We start from the raw sequence: 22,556 nt of genomic DNA, 5'->3' as shown, positions 1-22,556 counted from the left end.
AGTGGCTCTGGAAGAGCCACGACTATATAGTGATTTCAGTAATGGTTAAAGTTATACTTCTCCGAGTTGATGCTATCCTAGGCATTAATTCAACTTTTAACCTACTACAATTAAGCAAGTTGTACTCCTTTATTTGTAGTTTATCTGGAAATACTTCTAATAAATCCTGTTCATTTCTCATTAGCAGCACTTTGTCATCTTTTACTTTAATATCAAATACTAGTTCGTTATTTTCTATTAATTCCGTTTCGATCATTTCAATGACGCTTTCATCTAGCACTCTTGCACGAATATCTGCTTTCACAGAAATTAGGTTGTAATTTTTCTTATCTTCAAGATATTGTTTTTTAATCCGAATCGTATTGTCCGCAAAATCATGAGATACTTTCATATAGCGTTCACTTAAAAATTCGATGTCTCCATTTGGATCTTTTTTATAGACATAACGCTTACTTTGCAATTTTTCATTCAAGTAACCGAACACTGGATAAAAGAGGTTAATGATAAAATCTTCTGTACAATTTTTCAAATTCCCAATAGCATTCGCAAGTGTCGGCATTTCATATTTTTCTATCAGTTCATGCGATTGAACAAAATAATTTGCATCAATTTCTTTAAACTGCTTAAACTGTTCAGTTCTAATTTCTCTCAACCTAGCTTGATAATCCATTTCTAAATACTGATCCCATCCGAATTTCTCTTGTTCTTCCTTACTATTTTTATCTAATATTCTCCTTTTACTTTGAGCCTCATTTCTGACATCTTGTCTTTCTTTGGAGTACCCCAAATATAAACTTTCAACTTCTGCTAAACATTCGTTGTAATGTTCAAGATTGTAATCTCCATTTACCAACTTTTCTTGAATAAGACTAGATCGGTTATCGAATTTAGTTTGAATCGCATTAATTTCATCTAATAATTTAATCTTTACCCATTTGGATACTGAGTCCAACAACCCAAAAGTATATTCATATTGATGACTAACAACATTTTCTTTATTCTCTCGATACTGCAAAAACCAAGCCTTCCGATTATACTTTTCATTGATTATTTGCATATCGTCATCACTTGGAAAATAAAGCGTCTTAGGTGCATCAATACTAACCATTGCATTATAGAGGACTGTGTATATATCTTTTTCATTTTCATAGAATCGTTGCTTGATATACGCTCTATGCTGTTCACTTGCTTTATATGTTGTAAGCCATTCGCCACTATCTATCTTTTCTTGGATAAACGCTTTTCTTTCTTCCTTGTCTTCGATATCGATTTCATTAAAAAGGGTAAATTCCCCTTTTGCTACATCATAGTAATCTAGCGTTCTCTGACTATCTGAATTAATACTTGCAGCCTTCAAACTAATCTTTCCAATTAAGTTACCACTCGCACGATAGGTTGCTAAAAATCGATTTTCAGCATTATATTGCATCATCTCTTTATGCCCATCATCTTGATTGATAAAATACTTACCATCTTGCGGAACAACGACTGCATTCCGAATAATCTCATTATCAATCACTGTACACGCATCGCCATCCGTATCCGCTGATGACATAAGAGCCAGTATATCTGATTGTTGATTAAAATAAATGAGTTCACGGCAAGGACTCAGCCATTTATCCAGCTTCTCACTTCTAACAAATGTAACATTATGTACTTCCGAATATGCACACAATGGATTTCTACTAATTGTCCGAATGTCACCATTATTGCAATCCGCACTGTAGAATTGACCAGCTTGCAATCCTTCCTCACCTTGGTCACGTGTCATGGCAAAGTTCAAATAAGAGATTGGACATACTGCAATATATTGATATTTCGCTTTTACTGTAAATTTACCGCTTGCCAGTTCCCTTGATTTCTTTTCAATTAAACGTGCAAGATTGTTTTTCACATACTTTAGCTTCACAAAATCCTCTGAAATATGAAGTAACTCTTCACATTTCGTTACAACATTTTGACTCATATGTACTATTTCATCATGTAACGCTTCCGAATCTTCTAAATCACTTTTCACGAGATTTCTGAAGAATAATCGAATTGCATCAATATTAATCAACCATTTATCTTGTTCGTTCGATTTTTCAAATGGCTTTAAAATTTTCTGATAGGATTTCACATCATTTCTTAACAATTCCATATAATCCGCTTTACTGAGTGCCAGTGCATTAATTAATTGATAATTGGTTCTGCGATAATCCCCAATGTCTTCATCTCGTTTATTGACCTTTGTAACATATAACTTATTGATAATATCCTTATATTTGTCGTTCACCGTATTGAGTCTATTTTGATATGTACTCATATTCTCGTCTTGATCGGCATCATAGTACTTTGCCAATTTGACCATACTCTCGTTCAACAGCACCGTCTTATTAGTAACCGTCTGCCATTCGTTCCACATATCTTTAAATTGATATTGACCATTTAATTTTCTAAAATATTCTGTATCTTCCTTGTAAATGGAATCCAAGTACCCGATAATATCAAACTTTGTAATCATACCCTTGATGCCGATGCCATACCCACGAATGATCGCAAATTCCACTGGATAATCTAGTTTTAATGATTCCTGAATTTGCAAAAACACATCTGGAGTTGCAATAGCACCGCCATCAAACATATCAACATCCTCATCAAAATGAACATCGACCAATTTGTAATCAACTACTGTCTTTTCTTCTATCTGTTTTGTATACTTTTCAACCGTCTTATAATCTTTAACGATCCGAAATGTTGGCTGCGGCAATATAATAAAATCAGGCATATCCCCAGCCATGTATGCACTACTTGTAGCTAATGAAAGTCGACTTAATATATCTTTATTGATACACACTTCTTCATTGCTTACTTCTATTTCTTTAAACTTGCCAAGTGAAATGATTTCTTCTAATTCATCCGCAAATGATCGGCAATCCTCTCGAATAAAGAACGTTTCACATTTTCCATTACCCTCTTTTTTCATGCCTCCTGTCGTTGCAAACCATGCGTAATATTTGTCACCATTAAACGTCAATCCATTTTGCCATTCATTCCTTGCATCTTCTTCAGACAGTGGCAACATCACTTTGATTATTTCTGTGATTAAGTCACCATTCGTAAATTCTCTATTTAAATACTTCTCTAATGCGAAAAGTAAAAAATTATCTGATAACGTAATGATGGATGAATCCAAATTTTCAGAACTAATTTGACCATCTAAAATAGTGTCTCGTTTAAAGCTATACATTTTTATTTGTCGCAGTTGTTTCATCTATTTTGACCTCCATAAAGAGAGTAAGTTTAAGAGTAAAAAAATAACTGAAAGGTAAAAACCCTCCAGTTTAATAGTAGCATATTATATTTGTATAATTGCAAATATTTGTATTTAGTCAAGAGATTGTAATGCTTCAATCAACTTGTCTACCTCTTCATTACTCAACGTAACACCCTTGCCCATCTTTTCATGATTCGGAGCCCAGTCACGAATGTCGTATTTTGGTTCACGTCCGTTCCAGCTAATTAGATTGAGTTCTTTTGTCCATCCCTTTGGTGATTCTGATAGAACTGCGATTTGTTTTGTGATTTCGAATTTGATTTCTGCCATTTCTCCACATTGTCCTTTCCATTTTAGATTTATTAAATCCTTCCACCTACTCCCTTAAACTTATCTACAAATGCAGAGATTTTCTGAAAAACGCTCTGCTTTTTTGTTAAATACTGAGGATTAAGAGGGCTCATTTTAGGAAGGATTTCATTAAGCTCCGTTCCATTTTCACTGGCATATTCTCTTTTTAATGAATTTAAAATATATCTTTTTGCAGCCTCTTCATTAAGTTTTTCAGTATTAATCAATTCTTCTGCTTCACGTCTTTGCTCAGTTTGAGCAAATGAGAAGAAGGCATCAATAATACTTGCTTTATCTTGAATACTATCTAAATCAGCTTGGTTGATAAAATCGACGACTAAGCTTTCTTTCGCACGGTTTCCTACGCTAGAACGAATGATGCGACGAACTTCTTCAACCAAGGATGCTTTATCTTTTACTTTTTTGTTATGGTCAAAAATAAGTTCAAGAATGTAATCTAAATTAATCTCTTGGGATTTTAAAAGATCTACTTCAAATACAACATCATCCCAATCAATAGAGGAATTATCTTTTTCTTTTCCAGATTTTTCACGACGAAGCCAATCACGAATATCGTTATATGAAGATCGATAATCTTGAATAGCTCTTTCTTCTAACACTTGAATCTCTTGCATAACAGCTATATCTTCATCCGTTACATAGTGAGTAGACTTAAATTCTTCTAAAGCTTTGGGGTCAGTCATATCTACTGTTTGTAAAGCTTTTAAACCTGAAAATTCATCATAGTTCTGTAGGATGTTTTCAATACGCAAATATTCACCAAATAGTTTAGCAAATTCTTTCTTATCCTTTTCAGTAACAATCTCATCAACATTAGGGAAACGTTCCTTTAATTCTTTTACTACGTCTACATAACCACGACGTGCTTCACCCGTTGCAACATCAGTGAATCCTTCCATATACTCTTTGTAACTTTTTTCCAAAACCACATTTTTAGTGTTTTTATCACCAAAAAGAGTAATGGCGTCTATGGTTGCTTGTTCTAGGTCTCTAAAAGTAACAATATTCCCAAAGGTTTTGGTGGAATCATAAATACGATTTGTTCTCGAAAAAGCTTGCATTAAACCATGATACCTAAGATTTTTATCAACAAATAAAGTATTTAATGTAGGTGCATCAAAACCAGTTAAGAACATTCCCACAACAATCAACAAATCAATCTCTCTGTCTTTTACTCGTTTAGCAAGGTCACGATAATAATTTTGAAATTCTTTACTATCTACGCCATAATTGGTTTTAAACATAGCATTATAGTCTTTAATGGCTAAACTTAAAAACTCTTTTGCACTACTATCCATTGCTGAAGGTTCAAAAGTTTCATCAAGAATTTCACCTATAGCATTTTGCTCTTCATTAGCAGCAAAAGAGAAAATTGTCGCAATCTTAAGGGGTCTATTACTTCCCTTTTGTAAGTTATTTAATGATTCATAGTAGAGTTTGGCTGCATCAACACTACTCACAGCAAACATGGCGTTAAATCCTTTTCCATTCGCATTTAAACGATGGGTTTTTACCTTAAAATTATTAAGAATATATTGAGAAATTTCTTTAATCCTTTCAGGATGCAGTAATGCTTCTTTATTTTCTGCTGCCGATAGCTTTTTCTCGTCCTGTTCTGTTTCAATCGTTTTGAACTTAGGACGCACATCATTATAATCTACTTTGAACTTTAATACTTTTTCATCTCTAATGGCATCAGTAATTACATATGAATGTAATTCTCGACCAAAGACAGAAGCAGTCGTTTCAGAACCTAAGGCATTTTCAGGAAAAATAGGAGTGCCTGTAAATCCAAATTGATAGAACTTCTTAAACTTTTTATTGATATTTTTTTGAGCTTCACCAAATTGTGAACGGTGGGCTTCATCAAAAATAAATACCACTTGTTTATTATATATAGGTAACTCTGTTTCACTTTTGATTAGGTTATTTAGTTTTTGTATGGTCGTCACAATAATTTTATTATCATCTTTTTCAATGTTACGTTTTAATCCTGCTGTACTTTCTGAACCATTCACACTATCAGGAGAAAAACGCTGATACTCTTTCATCGTCTGATAATCTAGGTCTTTCCTATCTACCACAAAAAATACTTTATCTATAAAATCCAGTTCAGTAGCCAAACGAGCTGCTTTAAAACTCGTAAGTGTTTTCCCAGAACCAGTTGTATGCCAAATATATCCGCGGCTTTCAGTGGTTCTCCATTTTTTAGCTAGGTACGAACTTTCAATTTTCCATAAAATTCTTTCTGTAGCAGCAATTTGATAAGGACGCATGATCAGCAGGTTATCGCTGACATCAAAAACGGAATATTTCAGTAGAACATTTAATAAAGTATTTTTCTGAAAAAATGTAGCCGTGAAATCTTTTAAATCTTTTATCAGGGTATTATCCGATTTTGCCCAATTCATAGTAAAATCAAAACTGTTTTTATCACGTTTAGTCGTATTAGCAAAATAACGGCTATCTGTCCCATTAGAAATCACGAAAATCTGTAAATATTTAAACAGAGAGTTTTCTGAATTAAAGCTCTCTTTACTATATCGATGAATCTGATTAAAGGCTTCACGAATGGCAATTCCACGCTTTTTAAGCTCTACTTGTACTAAAGGTAAGCCATTGACTAAAATGGTAACATCATATCTATTGGCTTGCGTTCCTTTTTGTTCAAATTGGGAAATTACCTGCACTTTATTGTTGACAATATTCTTTTTGTCTACTAGATAAATGTTTTGAATATGCCCATCATCAAAAACAAAGTCATAAATATAATCGTTATGAATTTTATGGGTTTTATCAATGTGGTTATCACTGGGTTTATCTAAATATTGCTCACAAAATCTAATCCATTCAGCATCTGAAAATTGTACATTATTAAGGTTTTGTAGTTGCACTCGGACATTAGCAAGCATTTTTTCAGGAGTGGTTAAACTTGGTAGATGTTCATAACCTTGATTTACTAAATCTTGAATGAGCTCTCGTTCTAAATCAGCTTCTGTTTGATAGCCAACCCCTTGTTGATCTATCTTGGTATACTTATCCAAAACGATATAGTGATTTGATTCTGCAATGGATTTATAGTTGCACATCTTTATGCCTCCTTCCAAAAGCTATAGTTATTTATCAAATGATCGAATAATAGCCTTACTGTTTGTTTTTCCTGAGGAGACGGCTCTGCCGCACTTTCATTAGCTAATGTAGAATGGCTTGTAAATTGAATAATACGATTATAATAAGTTTGTTTGTTATCAGGTAATAAGTCTGACCAGTATGGAAATCCAAGAAAACTAGCTGTTTTTTCATATAGATTTCTTAAAAGAGTGAAATGATATTTTTGTACTTGATTGGTCTCAATGGCTTCCTCTATCGTCTTCTTCAAATGCAAATGATATGAAAAGCTCTTATTTGAGTCTCCTGGTTTTTCTTCTAATTTGAAAGTGCCATCTTCTTGACGGTCTAGCATGTAGCAGGTCTTTTTATTAATTTCATTATAGAGCACATTATAAAAAATAGGATTGTGAGTTGTAATAACAAACTTTAGTCCGGAATCACTTTTTTTGATCAAATGAGACAAGTCTACAGCCAGCTGAATCAGATGGTTATCATCTAATGAAGTTACAGGATCATCAATAAACACATATTCCAAATAATTAAGTTTATCTGTCTCTCGTTCACTTGGCTCAGCTATATTTAATACATCAATAACTTGTTTAAGTAAGCTATAAAAAACACTCCAAACAAAGCTACTTTCCTCACCTTTTGAAATCTTAATGTTTGAAGAAGGTTCTTCATTTCCCCGTTCATAAGAAAATGTAACTTCCGAGAAATCCGAATTGAACTTAGGTGTTAATGTACGATCGGTATAATTCTGAAAATGACTAATCACATTTTGATCTTGTCCCTGTTCTTTAAGTACCCATTCAGTAAAAGAATTGGGATGAATTTTGAGTTTTAAATCAACATCATTTTCTAAATCATTATCCCAATAGAACAAATCTTCCGTAAAAGCATTATAGTAAATGATTTTTTTGCTAGCTAACCCCGTTTCGTCTGTCTCTATATTGTCTTTAGGTGCAACTAACAATTTCAGTTCTCTTGAAAGTCTTGTTTTTCCATTTCCATTAAAGGCATAAATTAATTGAACTTTTTTATCATTATCTTTTAACTGTTGGGCAATTTGATTTAAACTTTTCCCCATACTAAGCTTCTACCTCACTTTTCTGAAACGCAAGTAGCATATTACGGTAGTGTTCATATTGCTTTTGACGCAACTCTATTTCACGAGGTAAACCTGATGTAATATCGTTAACTAGGGTATCAAAGCGATCTAGGATTGAAACGATTCGCTCTTGCTCAGCAAGTGGTGGGATGGGAATTTGGATGTTAAGAATATCATCTTTTTTCAAATTAGTTTGATCTACTCCATTATCATATTTAAGTAATTGCCTATTTCGATTCAATACATAAAATAAATATTTTGTGTTTACATTTTTTTTCTCTACGTTTTTAAAGGCTCCTATCCGTTGATTCAAAGTGTATCTGTCATCTTCGCAAACTAAATAACACTTAGCCAAAGCCCTTCCGTTTGGTAAATCACTCATAACCATAAGGATATCATTAGTGAATAAAGGTGAAATTTGATCATTAGAATATTTTTTAACTTTTCCGTTTGTTGATATAAATTTCGAATTAACCACAATATATTTCCCGTCATCAACAATAACTTTCTCATGACCTTTCCCATTTCTAAATTCAACAATGTTATTAAGAGTCTTCCACTCAACCTCGCCCTCTTCAAAAGTCAACAACTTATCACGGTAATAGGTATATTGCTTTTTACGAGCTGTAAGCTCTGCTGTAAGCTCTGCTGTAAGCTCTGTGAAGCTGTCCAATATACGGACTATTTCCTCTTGTACTTTTAGAGGTGGGATAGGTATTGGTATTTTGTTCAAAATAGCCTGAGTAAGGCTAGGTCTGCCAGAACCTGTATCTAATTTCATTAAATCAATAGTTTTCATGTAATAGTAGAAAAATTTAGGTGTAAGTTGATTGGTGTCAATTTCTGTGTAATAAATCGTATCAACATTCCAAATGGGATTTTCAACATAAAATATATTTGTAATCGAACCTTTTCTTGGAATTAGAACAGTAGGTTTATCATAAGCAAATTTATCTACATAAGCCATAACTCCACCTGACCCATAAACAGGTATATTACCAATACTTAGTTTTTTCCAATCCTTACCATTCCTTATTTTTACAACTTCCCCTAAAGGCTTCCACTCAACCTCAACCCCATCAAGCAATTTATCCATATAATTCGGCTTAATCATGATTCAATCACCTCAATAATGTCATCAATTTCAGCACGAAGTTGGTCTATCTTTGCTTCAGTCGTTTTTATCTCTGCATTCAACTCATTTATATCAATGACTTCCCTTGTGTCTTTGGCTTCCACATAGGAGCTCACAGATAGGTTATAATCTTTTTCAACGATTTCATCATAATCAACAGATTTTGCAACATGGTCAAAATCTACTTTACTGTCAAACAATTTTACAATTTGCTCAATATGTTCATCTGTAAGTATGTTATTATTGGTTTCTTTTTTATAGAAATCTACGCCACTCGCATCAATAAATTGAGTTTTATTATCGGTTTTATGCTTAGAAAGAATCAAGATATTAACCGCAATAGAAGTCCCATAAAAAAGGTTAGGTGCTAATGAAATAACGGTTTCAACAAAGTTATTATCAATCAGATACTTTCTAATTTTTTGCTCTGCACCGCCACGGTAAAAAATACCAGGGAAACAAACAATAGCTGCACGACCTTTACTTGAAAGGTAACTAAGCGTATGAAGTACAAAGGCAAAATCGGCTTTAGATTTTGGGGCTAATACGCCTGCTGGAGCAAATCTTTCATCATTAATAAGTGTTGGGTCATCACTACCAATCCAATTTACGGAATAAGGTGGATTAGATACAATAGCATCGAAAGGTTTTTCGTCACCAAAGTAAGGATCTCGAAGCGTATCTCCTAAAGCAATATTAAATTTATCGTAATTTATGTTGTGTAAAAACATATTCATACGAGCAAGGTTATAAGTAGTATGGTTAATCTCCTGTCCATAAAAACCATCTTCGATAATATGAGCATCAAACTGTTTCTTTGCTTGTAATAGCAATGAACCTGAACCGGCTGCAGGGTCATATATCTTATTAATGGTCGTTTGCTTGTGTATGGCTAATTGAGCAATAAGCTTAGACACACTCTGCGGTGTGAAGAATTCTCCTCCAGATTTACCAGCATTGGCAGCATAATTAGAGATTAAAAACTCATAGGCATCACCAAAAAGGTCAATTTGACTATCTTCAAAACCACCAAAATTAAGCCCTTCAACGCCTTTAATGACAGCAGCTAAACGACTGTTTTTATCTTTCACTGTATTTCCCAATCTATTGCTAGTCGTGTCAAAATCGGCAAATAATCCTTTAATATCTAGTTCAGATGGATAACCATTTGCTGAACTTTCTATTGCGGAAAATATGGCAGCTAAATCTGTATTCAAGCTTTCATTTGTGTTGGCGGTTTTCGCAATATTAGCAAATAGCTGACTCGGATATATGAAATATCCTTTTGTTTTAATGGCATCCTCTTTGATTTCTTTCGTTATAATATCATCAGGAAGGTCTGCATAATTGACGCTTTCGTCTCCCGCTTCAATATAACTAGAAAAGTTCTCGCTTATAAATCGATAAAAAAGCGTTCCTAAAACATATTGTTTAAAATCCCATCCATCTACTGAGCCACGGACATCGTTGGCTATTTTCCAGATTTGAGATTGTAATTCAGCACGTTGTGTTGTACTTGACATCTGTATTCCTCCAATTTCCCATCATATATATTGTTTATAGAAGTACTTCTAAATAGTTTTGAAGTTTACCTTCCACCTTTAGTTTCTTGCCATATTCACTACGCCACTTATTCTACCTAAGTATTGAAACCAATTACTATCTTTACACCGACATAAAACTTCATGCAAAATCACTCCGTAATACCAGCCTAATAGTCCAATTTGACTTATTTCACAATCCTACTGGAAATCCTTCATTGACAGATCGTTTACACTATTATACATTATCTTGAAGGTATATTGATGTCAGAAAACATATATTCGCATTAAAAAACACTGGAGGACATCACATCCAACCAGCGCTTATTATTGTTATCTCTTATTAAATTCCGCTTCTTAATCCTCTTTCAAATATAGCTTTACCACGCACTCAACATGCGTTGTCTGTGGGAACATGTCTACTGGCTGAATTTCTTTTGTTTTATAGCCACCATCTTCTAAAATACGCAGATCACGGGCAAGCGTCGCTGGGTTACAAGATACATAAACGACTCTCTTCGGTCTCTGTTCAATTATCGTGTTGAGCAGTGCTTCGTCACAGCCTTTTCTAGGTGGATCGACTACTAATACGTCTGCAGTTTTACCTTCTTTGTACCATTTTGGAATGATTACTTCTGCAGGTCCTGCCTCGAAATAGGTGTTAGTGAAGCCGTTCAACTCAGCATTTCTTTTAGCATCTTCAATTGCTTGTGGGACGATTTCTACCCCTAAAACTTGTTTAGCTTTTTGTGCTAGAAATAAAGAGATTGTTCCGATTCCACAATAAGCATCAATTACTGTTTCATCACCCGATAGCTGTGCATAGTCGAGCGCTTGTTTATAAAGAACTTCGGTTTGTTCAGGATTTACCTGATAAAAGGATCGTGCAGATATTTCAAAACGTACATTACCGATTAAATCTTCAATAACATGTTTACCCCAAAGAGTATTTGTTTCATCACCGAAAATCACATTTGTATTACGCGTGTTCACATTTTGCACGATGGATGCGACATTCGGTTCAACTTTTCGTATCAATTCAATGATTGCATCTTTTTTAGAGAGTTTTGGATGCCTCGTAACTAACACAACCATTACTTCCCCTGTTGCTCTACCTTTTCTAACAACAAGATGGCGTAACTGACCTTTCTTCGTATCTTCATTATATGGGATTAAATCCAATTGTAATGCGTTTTCTTTTACCTCACGCATTAATCGATCTGCTTCATCTGATTGAATTAAACAAGTATTCGTATCTGCAATACGGTGAGATTTCGATTGATAAAAACCGGAGAGTACTTGTCCATCTTCTAACGCAAAAGGTATTTGGGATTTATTGCGATATTCCCACGGCTTCTCCATACCTTTTACCGGAAGAACAGGAGCATCTATTTTCCCAATACGCTTCATGACATTTCGGACCATGTTTTCTTTCCATGCAAGCTGACCCTCATAGGATAAATGCTGTAATTGACAGCCACCACACTCGCCAAATACTGGACATGGTGCATCTACTCGAAAAGGAGATGTCTCTACGACATTGATTAATTTAGCGAAGCCGTAGTTTTTTAATGTTTTTAGCACATGAATTTCTGCCGTTTCGTTTGGCAAGCCACCTTGTATAAACAGTGGGTATCCATCGACTTTAGCAACTCCTGCTCCATCATGTGTTAAATCTTCTATATGAACTGTGAGACGATCATTTTTTGTTACTGGTGTATTCACTTTATTTCTCCGTTCTAGTTTTGATTGATTTATTATACCATCAGGAACAATGGTTTTCAGTACATAAGGTACTTTCCCAACTAAAGCTCCTGTTTTTCCAACTAATCAACGAATTTTTCCAACTAAATGCTTTGAATTTCCAACTAAAACCTCTATTTTTCCAACTAAGCCCTATCCAGCAAAAAAAGAACCTCTTATGTGGAGGCTCTTTTGCATTATTTTACTTCCATTACTTGCTTGTTTACTATATATGCAAGTTCTGACCAAGAATTGATTTCAAAGGTTGGCTTAATGTCTGTTGCATTCTGCTTTCTCTTTGGATTAAACCAGCAAGTATCAATTCCAAAATTATTCCCACCTTGAATATCGGAAGTCAGCGAATCCCCAATCATCAAAACACTTGAAGGATCAAAAATTTGGAGTTTGTCTAATGTATATTCAAAAATTTCTTTTTGAGGCTTTTGAAAACCCGTTTCTTCTGAAGTAATAACGGCTTCAAATAAATCTTTTAGCGATGAACCACTAACCCTTGCATGCTGTGCATCTTTAAAACCATTTGTGAGTAACGCAAATCTACAGTCGGTTAAGCTCGCAAACATTTCCTCGACTCCGTCAATCATGTGAATTTCTTTCCCTAAACTTTCTATATACTTCTGACCAAAATCTGCTGGATCTATATCAAGCGTATGCTCTATAAATAAACGTTTAAATCTCTCCACTTTAAGTTCTGCAAGAGTCGTACGACCATGCTCCAAGTCTTCCCATAATACTTTACTAATAGCTTTGTAACTTGAAAGATAATCATTTAACCCATTTGGGAATCCATATTCCTCAAACAAAAATTTAAATGCATTCTCTTCGGTCATCCCAAAGTCTAATAGCGTATCATCCAAGTCAAATAATAATACATCGTATTTCATTTTATTTCCGCCCTTCATTTTATTGCTATTCTTATTTTAACATATTGAAAATTTTCTGCTCTCAAGAAAAGAACCCATCAATATGGGTTCTTTGGTTTTATCAATGGATTATTGGAGCAAATGGAGGCGACTCGCCTACTTTTGGTTCTTCTACTTCTCGTCAGAGACTGCTCCATCTTTAGAAGCAGCCCAAAATGCTACAACAATTGCTCCAATCAGTACTATAAATGGTGCATAAAAAATAAGAAAGTCAGACATGTGAACTCCTCCTTATGCGTGATTGTCTTTTTTACCACGAACGTACTCTTTATTGAACAAGAAGAGACGTAATAATAAATACAGAGATGGGATTAGCAGTGCAAGCCCTAATATGAATGCAATAATTAACGATATTGCCATGGCTTCATTCGTAAAACTATCATAAATCGTTAAGTATGGATATAACAAATATGGACGATGTGCAAATCCATATGCAAAGAAGGCAATAAGAAATTGGCCTCCTAATAACCAAAATGCCATCCCGTAATTCTGTTTTTTGACTAATAACCAAACGGTTCCTATAAATAAAAGAAATGATAAACCGAATGCCCACCAAATTTCAAGCAAATTAGAATAGTGTTCTAGGTTATGTGTTCGTAGTTCTACCATAATTCCAAGTGCAGTTATTATGGTTGGAAATGCCCAAACTAGTGCATATTTACGCATTAATTTTGTTGCTTCCCGATCTCCTGCTTTGTTTGCATACCAAGTTAAGAAAACAGCTGATATATATAGAACTGCAGACAAACTAAGCACCACAATTGACCAAGTTAACGGACTCGTAAATAAAGCATAATAATCTAGCACTGGAGCATCGTTTACCATCGAGATAAATCCGCCTTCAGATATCGTCAGCACAATGGACAACGCTGCCGGAATAAATAACCCTGCCAACCCGTACATAAATGAGTATCCCTTATGCCCTCTAGAGCCATATGTCTCAAAAGCATAATACGATCCCCTAATTGCTAATAAAATGAGCGCAATACTTGCTGGTACTAGTAAAGTCGTTCCATAGTAAAATGCTGTTTTTGGAAAAAATCCAATGACCCCTACAAAGAAGAATACGAGAAACACATTTGTTACTTCCCAAACAGGTGATAAATAACGCTGAATAACATTCGTTAAAATATGCTGTCTTCCTGTTAATAAGCTATATGCATTAAAAAATCCAGCGCCAAAGTCAATAGAGGCTACAATCAAGTACCCAAATAAAAACGTCCATAATACCGTAATCCCGATGATTTCTAATGTCATGAAATATCACCGCCTCTTTCAGCATGTCGATCCTCTAGCTCTTGTTCCACTGGATTTTTTCTAAACATCCGAGTAAGAACTACAATACTTCCGATTCCAAGAACAATGTATAACCCCGCAAATAAAACTAACATCGTATCTACATGTGCACTTGTTGTAGCTGCATCTTCTACTCGCATGATTCCTCTTAGTATCCAAGGTTGTCTTCCTACTTCCGCTAACCACCAACCTGCTTCTATTGCAATTATCGATGCTGGTCCTCCTAAAACAATTAGCCAACGATAGAACCTCGAATCGACGAAAGTCAATTTTAGACGCTTTCCTAGCCAGTACAATCCTGATAGAGCGACCATTCCCATTCCTATCGTCACCATTAAGTCAAACAAATAATGAATATATAAAGGTGGTATTTCATCTTCTGGGAATTGGTCCAAACCGATTACTTCTGACGTCGGATTGCCATGTGCAAGAATACTTAAAGCAAAAGGGATTTTAATGGCATATTTCACTTCGCCGTCATCCATAACACCGTACAAGATTAAAGGAGCATTTTCTTCTGTTTCAAAATGCCATTCAGCAGCTGCTAATTTTTCTGGTTGGTATTCAGCTAAATACTTTCCAGAAAAGTCACCGATAATGGCAGTAGCTATTGCAAAAATAAGTCCTACTTTCATCGTTAAATACAATGCTTTTTTATGATAAATATGATAAGAACCTTTTAGTAAACGGAAAGCTGCTATTGCTGCCAAAACAAAGGCAGCAGTCATATAAGCAGTTACGACCACATGCGCAACTTTTGTAGGCATCGCAGGGTTGAACATCGCTAAAAGTGGGCTAATATTCACTAACTCGCCGTCCACTACATCAAAACCCTGTGGTGCATTCATAAATGCATTTACAATTGTAATAAATACAGCGGAAGCAGATGCACCGATTGCAACAGGAATTAGTAACAATAAATGCTTCTTTTGATTCTCGAATCGGTCCCATGTGTATAAATAAATTCCGAGGAAAATCGCTTCAAAAAAGAAAGTAAAAGTCTCCATAAATAATGGAAGTGCAATAATATGACCTGCAAGCTCCATAAAGTTGGGCCAAAGTAAAGAAAGCTGCATGCCAATGGCTGTTCCAGTAACTACTCCAACTGCAACAGTAATGACAAACCCTCTAGCCCAACGTCTTGCCAGTAATATGTAATGTTCATCATTTTTCTTAATACCCACCCACTGGGCAATCATAATCATTAAAGGTACGCCTACACCGATGGTTGCATAAATAATATGAAAAGATAAGGTCAATTCGGTTAATACGCGACTAAAAAATACTGCTTCTTCATTTCCCATCTATTAAACCTCCTCAACTTCCAAATATTCTACCCATAATGGACAGCATCATAATCCCAGCAACAACAAAAGCTAGCCACATTAAATATTTTTCTTGTTTTTTATACATGCCTTCCACTCCTTCGATACAATACCATTCCCTCTCATAGTTAATTTATAACCTATTCCCAGTGAAATATAACTAAAGTGAATGAATAAAACCCAGCATGCTCTAAAAAGAGTGCTGGGTTTATTTTTAAGGTCTATCTTGTTCACGTATTTCATCAATTGGCACAAAAACCTCTACATGTCTATATAAGTTTTTAAAGGTCGCTGGAATAGTGCCACCATATTCCCCATCCAAATTAAGAAGTACTTTATCTTCAGATGTAACCGTTATATGGGTAGCTTTCTCTGAAATAACGAGTGGATCATTTAAATGCTCCCCACGAATTGCTAAAGTAGCAAGGCGAATAAACTCGGCCATATTACATTTCTTTAAAATTAGCAAAGTAAATTTTCCATCATTTATACTTGAATTTGGTGCGAGTTTTTCAAAGCCACCGACAGAATTGGTTAAGCCAACCAAGAACATCATTGCCTCATCTTCAAAAACTTCCCCATCATATTCAATCTTTACTTTTGTAGCATTAATGGAAGGTAGCATTTCTATCCCTTTTAAATAGTATGCAAGCTGGCCTAGCATCGTTTTTAGCTTACTTGGAACTTCATAGGTAAGCTCTGTAATCCTTCCACCACCTGCAATATTGATAAAATAGCGACCATTTACTATTCCTACATCAACAGGAATCGTATCGCCTTTCACAATAATATCGACTGCTTTATGGATATCACGTGGAATATGTACTGCCCTCGCAAAATCGTTTGTAGTTCCCATCGGAATTAGTCCGATTTTAGGTCGATTTTCAAATTCACTCACTCCGGCAACTACTTCATTCAACGTTCCATCTCCACCAGCAGCAATAACTATATCAAAATCTCTTTGAACTGCATTCTTTGCTGCTTCTATAGCATCTCCTTCACCTGTCGTAGCATGACAAGACGTTTCGTACCCTGCAATTTCTAGAGCTTCCAGTACTTCAGGTAAGTGTTTTTTAAAGAGCTCACGACCAGAAGTTGGATTGTATATGATTCGTGCACGTTTCATACAGATTTCCTTTCCACTTTACAATTTCTTCATGTCATATAGACACTAATTCTTAACAAAAGGTTCCCTTTAATTAACATTAAAAGAGCCGACTAATGCCGACTCCAACTACTTTTAATTGTGTTTATTTTTGTAGTGCTTGTAACCAGTTGCTACGAATATCTTCGTAAACAGCTAAATGGAAGTCTTTGTTCTCTACAAATTCCTTTGTCATTTGCTCAAAGAAAGCTTTTTGAATCTCTTCAAAAGTTGGATCTTCTTTTGGTGGGAACTTTTCTCTGTTTTCTGTTACAAATTGCTGAACTTTTTCAGCACGAGGTCCCCATTTAGATATTACCTCTCCATTTTCATTTAGCAATAAATAAACGGGAATAGAACGACCACCGTTCGTTAAATATTGATCAATTAAATCTAGGTTTTCATCGCGATAGACAGCTCGTACCTCAATATCAGCAGCTTCCGCAATTCTACGCAAAATCGCATTATTCATCATAGCATCCCCACACCAGTCTTCTGTAATAACAAGTATATGTGGATTTTTTTCATTTAAAACGCTAATAAATTCATCATCCGCAGGGACTTCAAATTTTTCATAAATACTAAATGATTCCTCTTTTTTCGTCGTCATATCATCCATATATTGTGTAAGTGGTTTAGCTTCCTCGAAATATTGTTGTTCTGTAGGCATTTGAGAAACCCCCTTTTATTTTTAGTATACTTCGTTCAGTCGGCTAATTCAAATTAGTTGGTTCCTTGTGGTAATCGGTTGGTTCTATTCAATATTCGGATGGTTTTTCCTTATTATCGGATGGTTCCCTTAATAATCGGATGGCCCACGAATATTCGGATGGTTTCTCCTTATTATCGGTTGGCTCTCTTCAATAATCGGTCGGTTCTCTTCTATAATCGAATGGCTTATTCTATTAATCTATTGATTCCCCTTAATATTTGGATTCCCACGATTATTCGGATGGCTTCTCCTTATTATCGGTTGGTTCTCTTCTATAATCGGTCGGCTTATTCTATTAATCGGTTGGCTCTCTTCAATAATCGGTTGGTTCCTCTTAATAATCGGATGGTCTACCTCGTTTATCTATCTGTTGGTCTATTCTCTTTATAAGATGGCTTTCCTCAAAAAAAGACCGACTCAAAATGTTCATTTTGAGTCGGTCATTATCATTTAACGTTTCACAATTTCTTCTTGTAAGATTTTATTTACAAGTGGTGGGTTTGCTTGTCCTTTTGTTGCTTTCATGATTTGTCCAACAAGGAAGCCGATTGCACGGTCTTTACCGTTTTTAAAGTCTTCAATCGATTGTGGGTTGGCATCAAGTGTTGAAATAACAATTTCACGAAGTGCGCCTTCGTCTGAAATTTGTACTAAGCCTTTAGCTTTTACAACTTCTTCTGCTTCTCCGCCGTTATCCGCAAGCTCTTTAAATACTTTTTTCGCAATTTTAGAAGAAATGGTACCATCGGAAATTAACTTAATCATTCCTGCAAGATTTGCTGGAGTTAATTTAGTATCTTTCAATTCTATTTGGTCTGCATTTAAGTAAGCAGAAACTTCACCCATTAACCAGTTGGAAGCAAGCTTTGAGTCTGCTCCAAGGGCAATAGTTTCTTCAAAGAAGTCGGACATTTCTTTTGTTAATGTTAGAACCATTGCATCGTAAGCAGGCAATCCTAGCTCTTCGATATAACGTTTTTTACGAGCGTCCGGAAGTTCTGGGATTTCTGAACGTACACGTTCTAACCAAGCGTCATCAATTACGATGTCTACTAAATCTGGCTCAGGGAAATAACGATAATCGTCAGTACCTTCTTTAACACGCATAAGAATGGTTTTACCCGTTTTTTCATCATAACGACGAGTTTCTTGCTCAATTACTCCACCTGAAGTAAGTACTTGTGCTTGACGTAGTTCTTCATGCTCTAGCCCTTTACGTACGAAGTTGAAAGAGTTTAAGTTTTTCAATTCTGTTTTAGTACCAAATTTTTCTTGTCCATATGGACGTATAGAAATGTTAGCGTCACAACGTAAAGATCCTTCTTCCATTTTACAATCAGATACACCTGTATATTGGATAATAGACTTTACTTTTTCCAAGTAAGCATATGCTTCTTCAGGTGTACGAATGTCTGGCTCAGATACGATTTCTACAAGAGGAGTCCCTTGACGATTGAAGTCAACTAAAGAGTAGCCATCAGCATGTGATAATTTCCCAGCATCTTCTTCCATATGAAGACGAGTAATTCCAATACGTTTTGTCTCTCCATTTACTTCAATTTCAACCCATCCGTTTTTACCAATAGGCTTATCAAATTGTGAAATTTGGTACGCTTTCGGATTGTCGGGATAGAAATAGTTTTTTCGGTCAAACTTTGTGTTTTGTTCGATTTCCATGTTTAATGCAAGAGCTGCTCGCATTGCATAATCGACTACGTTTTTATTTAATACTGGTAGTACTCCTGGATACCCAAGATCGACCACTGTTGTATTTGTATTTGGTTCTGCACCAAAGTGATTAGGTGCCGCTGAGAAGATTTTTGAGTTAGTTTTCAACTCTACGTGTACTTCTAATCCAATAACTGTTTCAAAGTTCATGTTATTTTCCCTCCCAAATTTGAGGAGTTTGTTTATGGAAATCAGTCGCTTGCTCGTAAGCATGAGCCACGCGATAAATTGTCGACTCATCAAAGTAATTACCGATAATTTGTAAGCCCAGTGGTAGTCCATTTTCAAATCCACATGGAATAGAAATAGCAGGTACACCTGCAAGGTTAATCGGAATAGTTAAGATATCATTTGCATACATCGTTAATGGATCTTCAACCTTCTCACCAATTTTAAATGCTGCTGTTGGAGCAGTAGGTCCGATAATAACATCATAATCTGCTAATACTTTATCGTAATCTTCTTTGATTAATGTACGAACTTGTTGCGCTTTTTTGTAATACGCATCATAAGTTCCTGCGCTTAACGAATAAGTTCCAAGCATTATACGACGTTTTACTTCATCCCCAAATCCTTGAGCTCTAGTTTCTTTGTAAAGTTCCATTAAGTTTTGTACATTCTCTGCACGGAAACCATAACGAATACCATCGAAACGAGAAAGGTTAGATGATGCTTCTGATGAAGAAAGAATATAGTATGTTGCTAAAGCGTATTTAGAATGTGGCAATGATACCTCTTCCCAAGTTGCGCCAAGAGATTCGAGTACTTTCAACGCGTCTAGAACGGATTGACGAGCTGCTTCTCCAACGCCTTCTCCTAAATATTCTTTCGGAACAGCAATACGAAGACCTTTAATATCACCTGTTAATGCTGCAGCAAAATTTGGTACTTCAACGTCCGCAGAAGTAGAATCATTAGAATCAATCCCTGAAATCGCCTCTAGAAGAAGTGCGTTATCTTCCACATTACGAGTGATTGGTCCAATTTGGTCTAGAGAAGATGCGAATGCAACTAATCCAAATCGAGAAACACGACCATATGTTGGTTTCATCCCGACAACACCACAATAAGCGGCTGGTTGACGAATAGAACCGCCTGTGTCAGAACCTAATGAGAAAGGAACTTCTCCAGCTGCGACTGCTGCTGCAGATGCACCTGAAGAACCACCAGGAACACGGTCTAATGCCCATGGATTTTTCGTTGTTTTATATGCGGAGTTTTCATTCGAAGAACCCATTGCAAATTCATCCATATTTAACTTTCCGATTGTAACTATTCCTGCTGCTCGTAGTTTTTTCACAACAGTTGCATCGTAAATAGGATTAAATCCTTGTAGGATTTTACTTGCGCAAGTTGTTTCTAATCCTTCCGTTACGATGTTGTCTTTTACTCCGATAGGTAAACCAAATAATGGTCCACGTTCTTCGAAAGGAATTTGGTCTAATTCTGTAGCTTTTGCTAATGCTTTTTCTTCATCTAATGCTAGGAAAGCTTCTACACTTCCATCTAACTTTGCAACTCTTTCATAAGCTTCTTTAGTTAGATCATTGATCGTGATTTCTTTGTTATGTAATAGAGCTTGTAGTTCTTTCGATGAACGTTCAAATAACGTCATTAGTTTCCCTCCTCACACTTCTTAATCCATTATGGATGGTACTTTTACTTGACCTGCTTCTTGTTCTTTTACGTTTAACATCATTGTTTCTCTGTCTAATCCCTTATTAGCTTTGTCTTCACGCATAACATTAACTAGGGGTAAAACATGAGAAGTTGGTTTTACATTCGTTGTATCCAACTCTTTTAATTGTTCAGCAAAATCCGTAATTGCACCAAGTTGAAGAGCAAATTTTTCTGCTTCTTCTTCCGTTATTGCAAGTCGTGCCAAATGTGCTACATGCTTTACTTCTTCCTTTGAAATATTCGCCATTATTTACACCTCCGAATTCAATAACCATAAGCAATATCATATCATTTTTCACTCTAGTTGAACAGAGTGCTACTTTTTATTGTGTATATATATGCACAAACGGATCTTCCTCGCCCGGTTTCTTAACCAATAACGCTTCTGTTCTGTCTAAGGAATTGACTTGAACTTCTACATTCATCGAAGTATTAAAGTGAGTTTTCACCAATCCTGCAAGATGCTGTGTAAAACCAATTACTTCGGCAGTGCCATAAAACTGAATAGGAATGTTAATCGTTAATTTCTGCAGCTGATTTTCTTTAAAATATCCAGTCCCAATAATGCTTGTGTAATTGGGGAAATACAACTCCACATCTTGTTTAAAGTTTCTGAAAATCGTATCTAAATCACGATATTTTTCTTTTGAATCTGCTGAGGGAAATAAAATATACTCCTCATTGACTTGCTGCCAATCGGAAACGTTTTTTCCACCAGGAGCTACGCTATAGGTGAAGTAGGTCCCTGGAACAACAGCATTCTTACTACTTTGTTTGAATAGACCAACAACAATTGGAATATTTGCTAGAGCTTCATCTTTTCGCATACGGGAAACTACCTCTTCTGCAATTCGTTTTCCGTTTTCTTCAATAAGTGCCTGAGATAAAGGCTCCTCAAACCATGCTCCATAGTCCTCTTTTTGATAATAGTATATAGAATTTAAAGCAAGTCCGACTGATACGCCTGCAAGTTTTACCGTATTATCTTCTTTTTTTAAATAGTTTTGTTCGACAATATGTGTAATATAAACAGGAGCTTTTTTTGCTTTCTCTTCACCAGTCAAACCTGCACTACTTGGATTTAATCCGCCTTCCGCTTGATTAGTTCTAGCTAACCATTTTTCTAACGTCTTTGTGTCTAAGTATTGGCCTTCCTGAAATAAATACGTATCCGGAGAAAACTCATTTTGAGAAATTCGAAGAAGCCCATTTTCTACTTCTTTCATATCGTATTTAGTCGCAAGATTTGATACAACTAGCCCTCTACTCGCACTTTCCTCATAAGGCATTAAAGTTCGGTAGTAAGTTTCATCTAATTGTAAACTTGGAATAATTACAGTTTTTGTCGTTTCTTTCTCTGTGTCTTGAATTACTTCCGTTTCTTCATCCAACCTAGGAGTACACCCAGAAACTATAAGCAATAAAATTAGACTGGATATTCCTATTAATTTTTTTGCCATGTTC

Annotated in this window: 17 protein-coding genes; all 17 read right to left on the bottom strand. The window is 35.5% G+C overall.

Annotated elements, in window-relative coordinates; all coding sequences use genetic code 11:
• Positions 1 to 22 precede the first annotated feature (22 nt).
• The 17 genes from PGC35_RS14115 to PGC35_RS14035 all read right to left on the bottom strand — a co-directional run bounded on the left by PGC35_RS14115 (position 23) and on the right by PGC35_RS14035 (position 22,552).
• Positions 23 to 3,253 carry a hypothetical protein gene (locus PGC35_RS14115; protein ID WP_375219605.1) on the bottom strand — a complete coding sequence of 1,077 codons (3,231 nt, stop codon included), beginning with the start codon at positions 3,251 to 3,253 and terminating at the stop codon, positions 23 to 25.
• A 114-nt stretch (positions 3,254 to 3,367) separates the two neighbouring features.
• Positions 3,368 to 3,586: a YdbC family protein gene (locus PGC35_RS14110; RefSeq protein ID WP_036177518.1), complete on the bottom strand. Its 219-nt coding sequence runs from the start codon at positions 3,584 to 3,586 to the stop codon at positions 3,368 to 3,370.
• A gap of 32 nt (positions 3,587 to 3,618) precedes the next feature.
• Complete coding sequence (locus PGC35_RS14105; RefSeq protein WP_375219604.1) at positions 3,619 to 6,717, bottom strand: HsdR family type I site-specific deoxyribonuclease; 3,099 nt, start codon at positions 6,715 to 6,717, stop codon at positions 3,619 to 3,621.
• Between the two features lie 2 nt (positions 6,718 to 6,719).
• Positions 6,720 to 7,826, bottom strand: a complete 1,107-nt coding sequence (locus PGC35_RS14100) for an anticodon nuclease (protein ID WP_375219603.1) — start codon at positions 7,824 to 7,826, stop codon at positions 6,720 to 6,722.
• 1 nt (position 7,827) lies between these two features.
• Entirely contained in the window at positions 7,828 to 8,961 is a 1,134-nt protein-coding gene (locus PGC35_RS14095; RefSeq protein WP_375219602.1) for a restriction endonuclease subunit S, read from the bottom strand.
• Complete coding sequence (locus PGC35_RS14090) at positions 8,958 to 10,505, bottom strand: type I restriction-modification system subunit M (protein WP_375219601.1); 1,548 nt, start codon at positions 10,503 to 10,505, stop codon at positions 8,958 to 8,960. Before PGC35_RS14090 ends, PGC35_RS14095 begins: the two co-directional genes overlap by 4 nt.
• A 375-nt stretch (positions 10,506 to 10,880) precedes the next feature.
• Positions 10,881 to 12,248 carry a 23S rRNA (uracil(1939)-C(5))-methyltransferase RlmD gene (gene rlmD, locus PGC35_RS14085; protein ID WP_375219600.1) on the bottom strand — a complete coding sequence of 456 codons (1,368 nt, stop codon included), beginning with the start codon at positions 12,246 to 12,248 and terminating at the stop codon, positions 10,881 to 10,883.
• A gap of 215 nt (positions 12,249 to 12,463) precedes the next feature.
• Positions 12,464 to 13,168, bottom strand: coding sequence for a YjjG family noncanonical pyrimidine nucleotidase (locus tag PGC35_RS14080; protein ID WP_375219599.1), 705 nt, complete (start codon positions 13,166 to 13,168; stop codon positions 12,464 to 12,466).
• Between the two features lie 150 nt (positions 13,169 to 13,318).
• A complete protein-coding gene (cydS, locus tag PGC35_RS14075) occupies positions 13,319 to 13,426 on the bottom strand; it encodes a cytochrome bd oxidase small subunit CydS family protein (RefSeq protein WP_371256596.1) in 108 nt (35 codons plus the stop codon).
• A 12-nt stretch (positions 13,427 to 13,438) separates the two neighbouring features.
• Positions 13,439 to 14,464: a cytochrome d ubiquinol oxidase subunit II gene (locus tag PGC35_RS14070; protein ID WP_375219598.1), complete on the bottom strand. Its 1,026-nt coding sequence runs from the start codon at positions 14,462 to 14,464 to the stop codon at positions 13,439 to 13,441.
• On the bottom strand, positions 14,461 to 15,807 hold the full coding sequence (locus tag PGC35_RS14065; RefSeq protein ID WP_375219597.1) for a cytochrome ubiquinol oxidase subunit I: 1,347 nt from the start codon (positions 15,805 to 15,807) through the stop codon (positions 14,461 to 14,463). The genes PGC35_RS14070 and PGC35_RS14065 overlap by 4 nt, the downstream gene beginning before the upstream one ends.
• Before the next feature lie 235 nt (positions 15,808 to 16,042).
• Positions 16,043 to 16,954, bottom strand: coding sequence for a diacylglycerol kinase (locus PGC35_RS14060; protein ID WP_053591912.1), 912 nt, complete (start codon positions 16,952 to 16,954; stop codon positions 16,043 to 16,045).
• 124 nt (positions 16,955 to 17,078) lie between these two features.
• Positions 17,079 to 17,642 (bottom strand): thioredoxin family protein, encoded by a 564-nt coding sequence (locus PGC35_RS14055; RefSeq protein WP_375219596.1) that lies wholly within the window; start codon positions 17,640 to 17,642, stop codon positions 17,079 to 17,081.
• A 492-nt stretch (positions 17,643 to 18,134) separates the two neighbouring features.
• Positions 18,135 to 19,562: an Asp-tRNA(Asn)/Glu-tRNA(Gln) amidotransferase subunit GatB gene (gatB, locus tag PGC35_RS14050; RefSeq protein ID WP_275790041.1), complete on the bottom strand. Its 1,428-nt coding sequence runs from the start codon at positions 19,560 to 19,562 to the stop codon at positions 18,135 to 18,137.
• Position 19,563: 1 nt separating this feature from the next.
• The gene (gene gatA / locus PGC35_RS14045; RefSeq protein WP_375219595.1) at positions 19,564 to 21,027 is read right to left on the bottom strand and encodes an Asp-tRNA(Asn)/Glu-tRNA(Gln) amidotransferase subunit GatA; all 1,464 of its coding nucleotides are present in this window, start codon (positions 21,025 to 21,027) and stop codon (positions 19,564 to 19,566) included.
• 21 nt (positions 21,028 to 21,048) lie between these two features.
• On the bottom strand, positions 21,049 to 21,339 hold the full coding sequence (gene gatC / locus PGC35_RS14040; protein ID WP_053591908.1) for an Asp-tRNA(Asn)/Glu-tRNA(Gln) amidotransferase subunit GatC: 291 nt from the start codon (positions 21,337 to 21,339) through the stop codon (positions 21,049 to 21,051).
• A gap of 76 nt (positions 21,340 to 21,415) precedes the next feature.
• On the bottom strand, positions 21,416 to 22,552 hold the full coding sequence (locus tag PGC35_RS14035; RefSeq protein ID WP_375219594.1) for a CamS family sex pheromone protein: 1,137 nt from the start codon (positions 22,550 to 22,552) through the stop codon (positions 21,416 to 21,418).
• Positions 22,553 to 22,556: the final 4 nt, after the last annotated feature.

The sequence above is a fragment of the Psychrobacillus sp. PGGUH221 genome (genome assembly GCF_042055255.1).
Lineage (GTDB): Bacteria > Bacillota > Bacilli > Bacillales_A > Planococcaceae > Psychrobacillus.
This window is presented reverse-complemented; position numbering and strand designations above follow the sequence as displayed.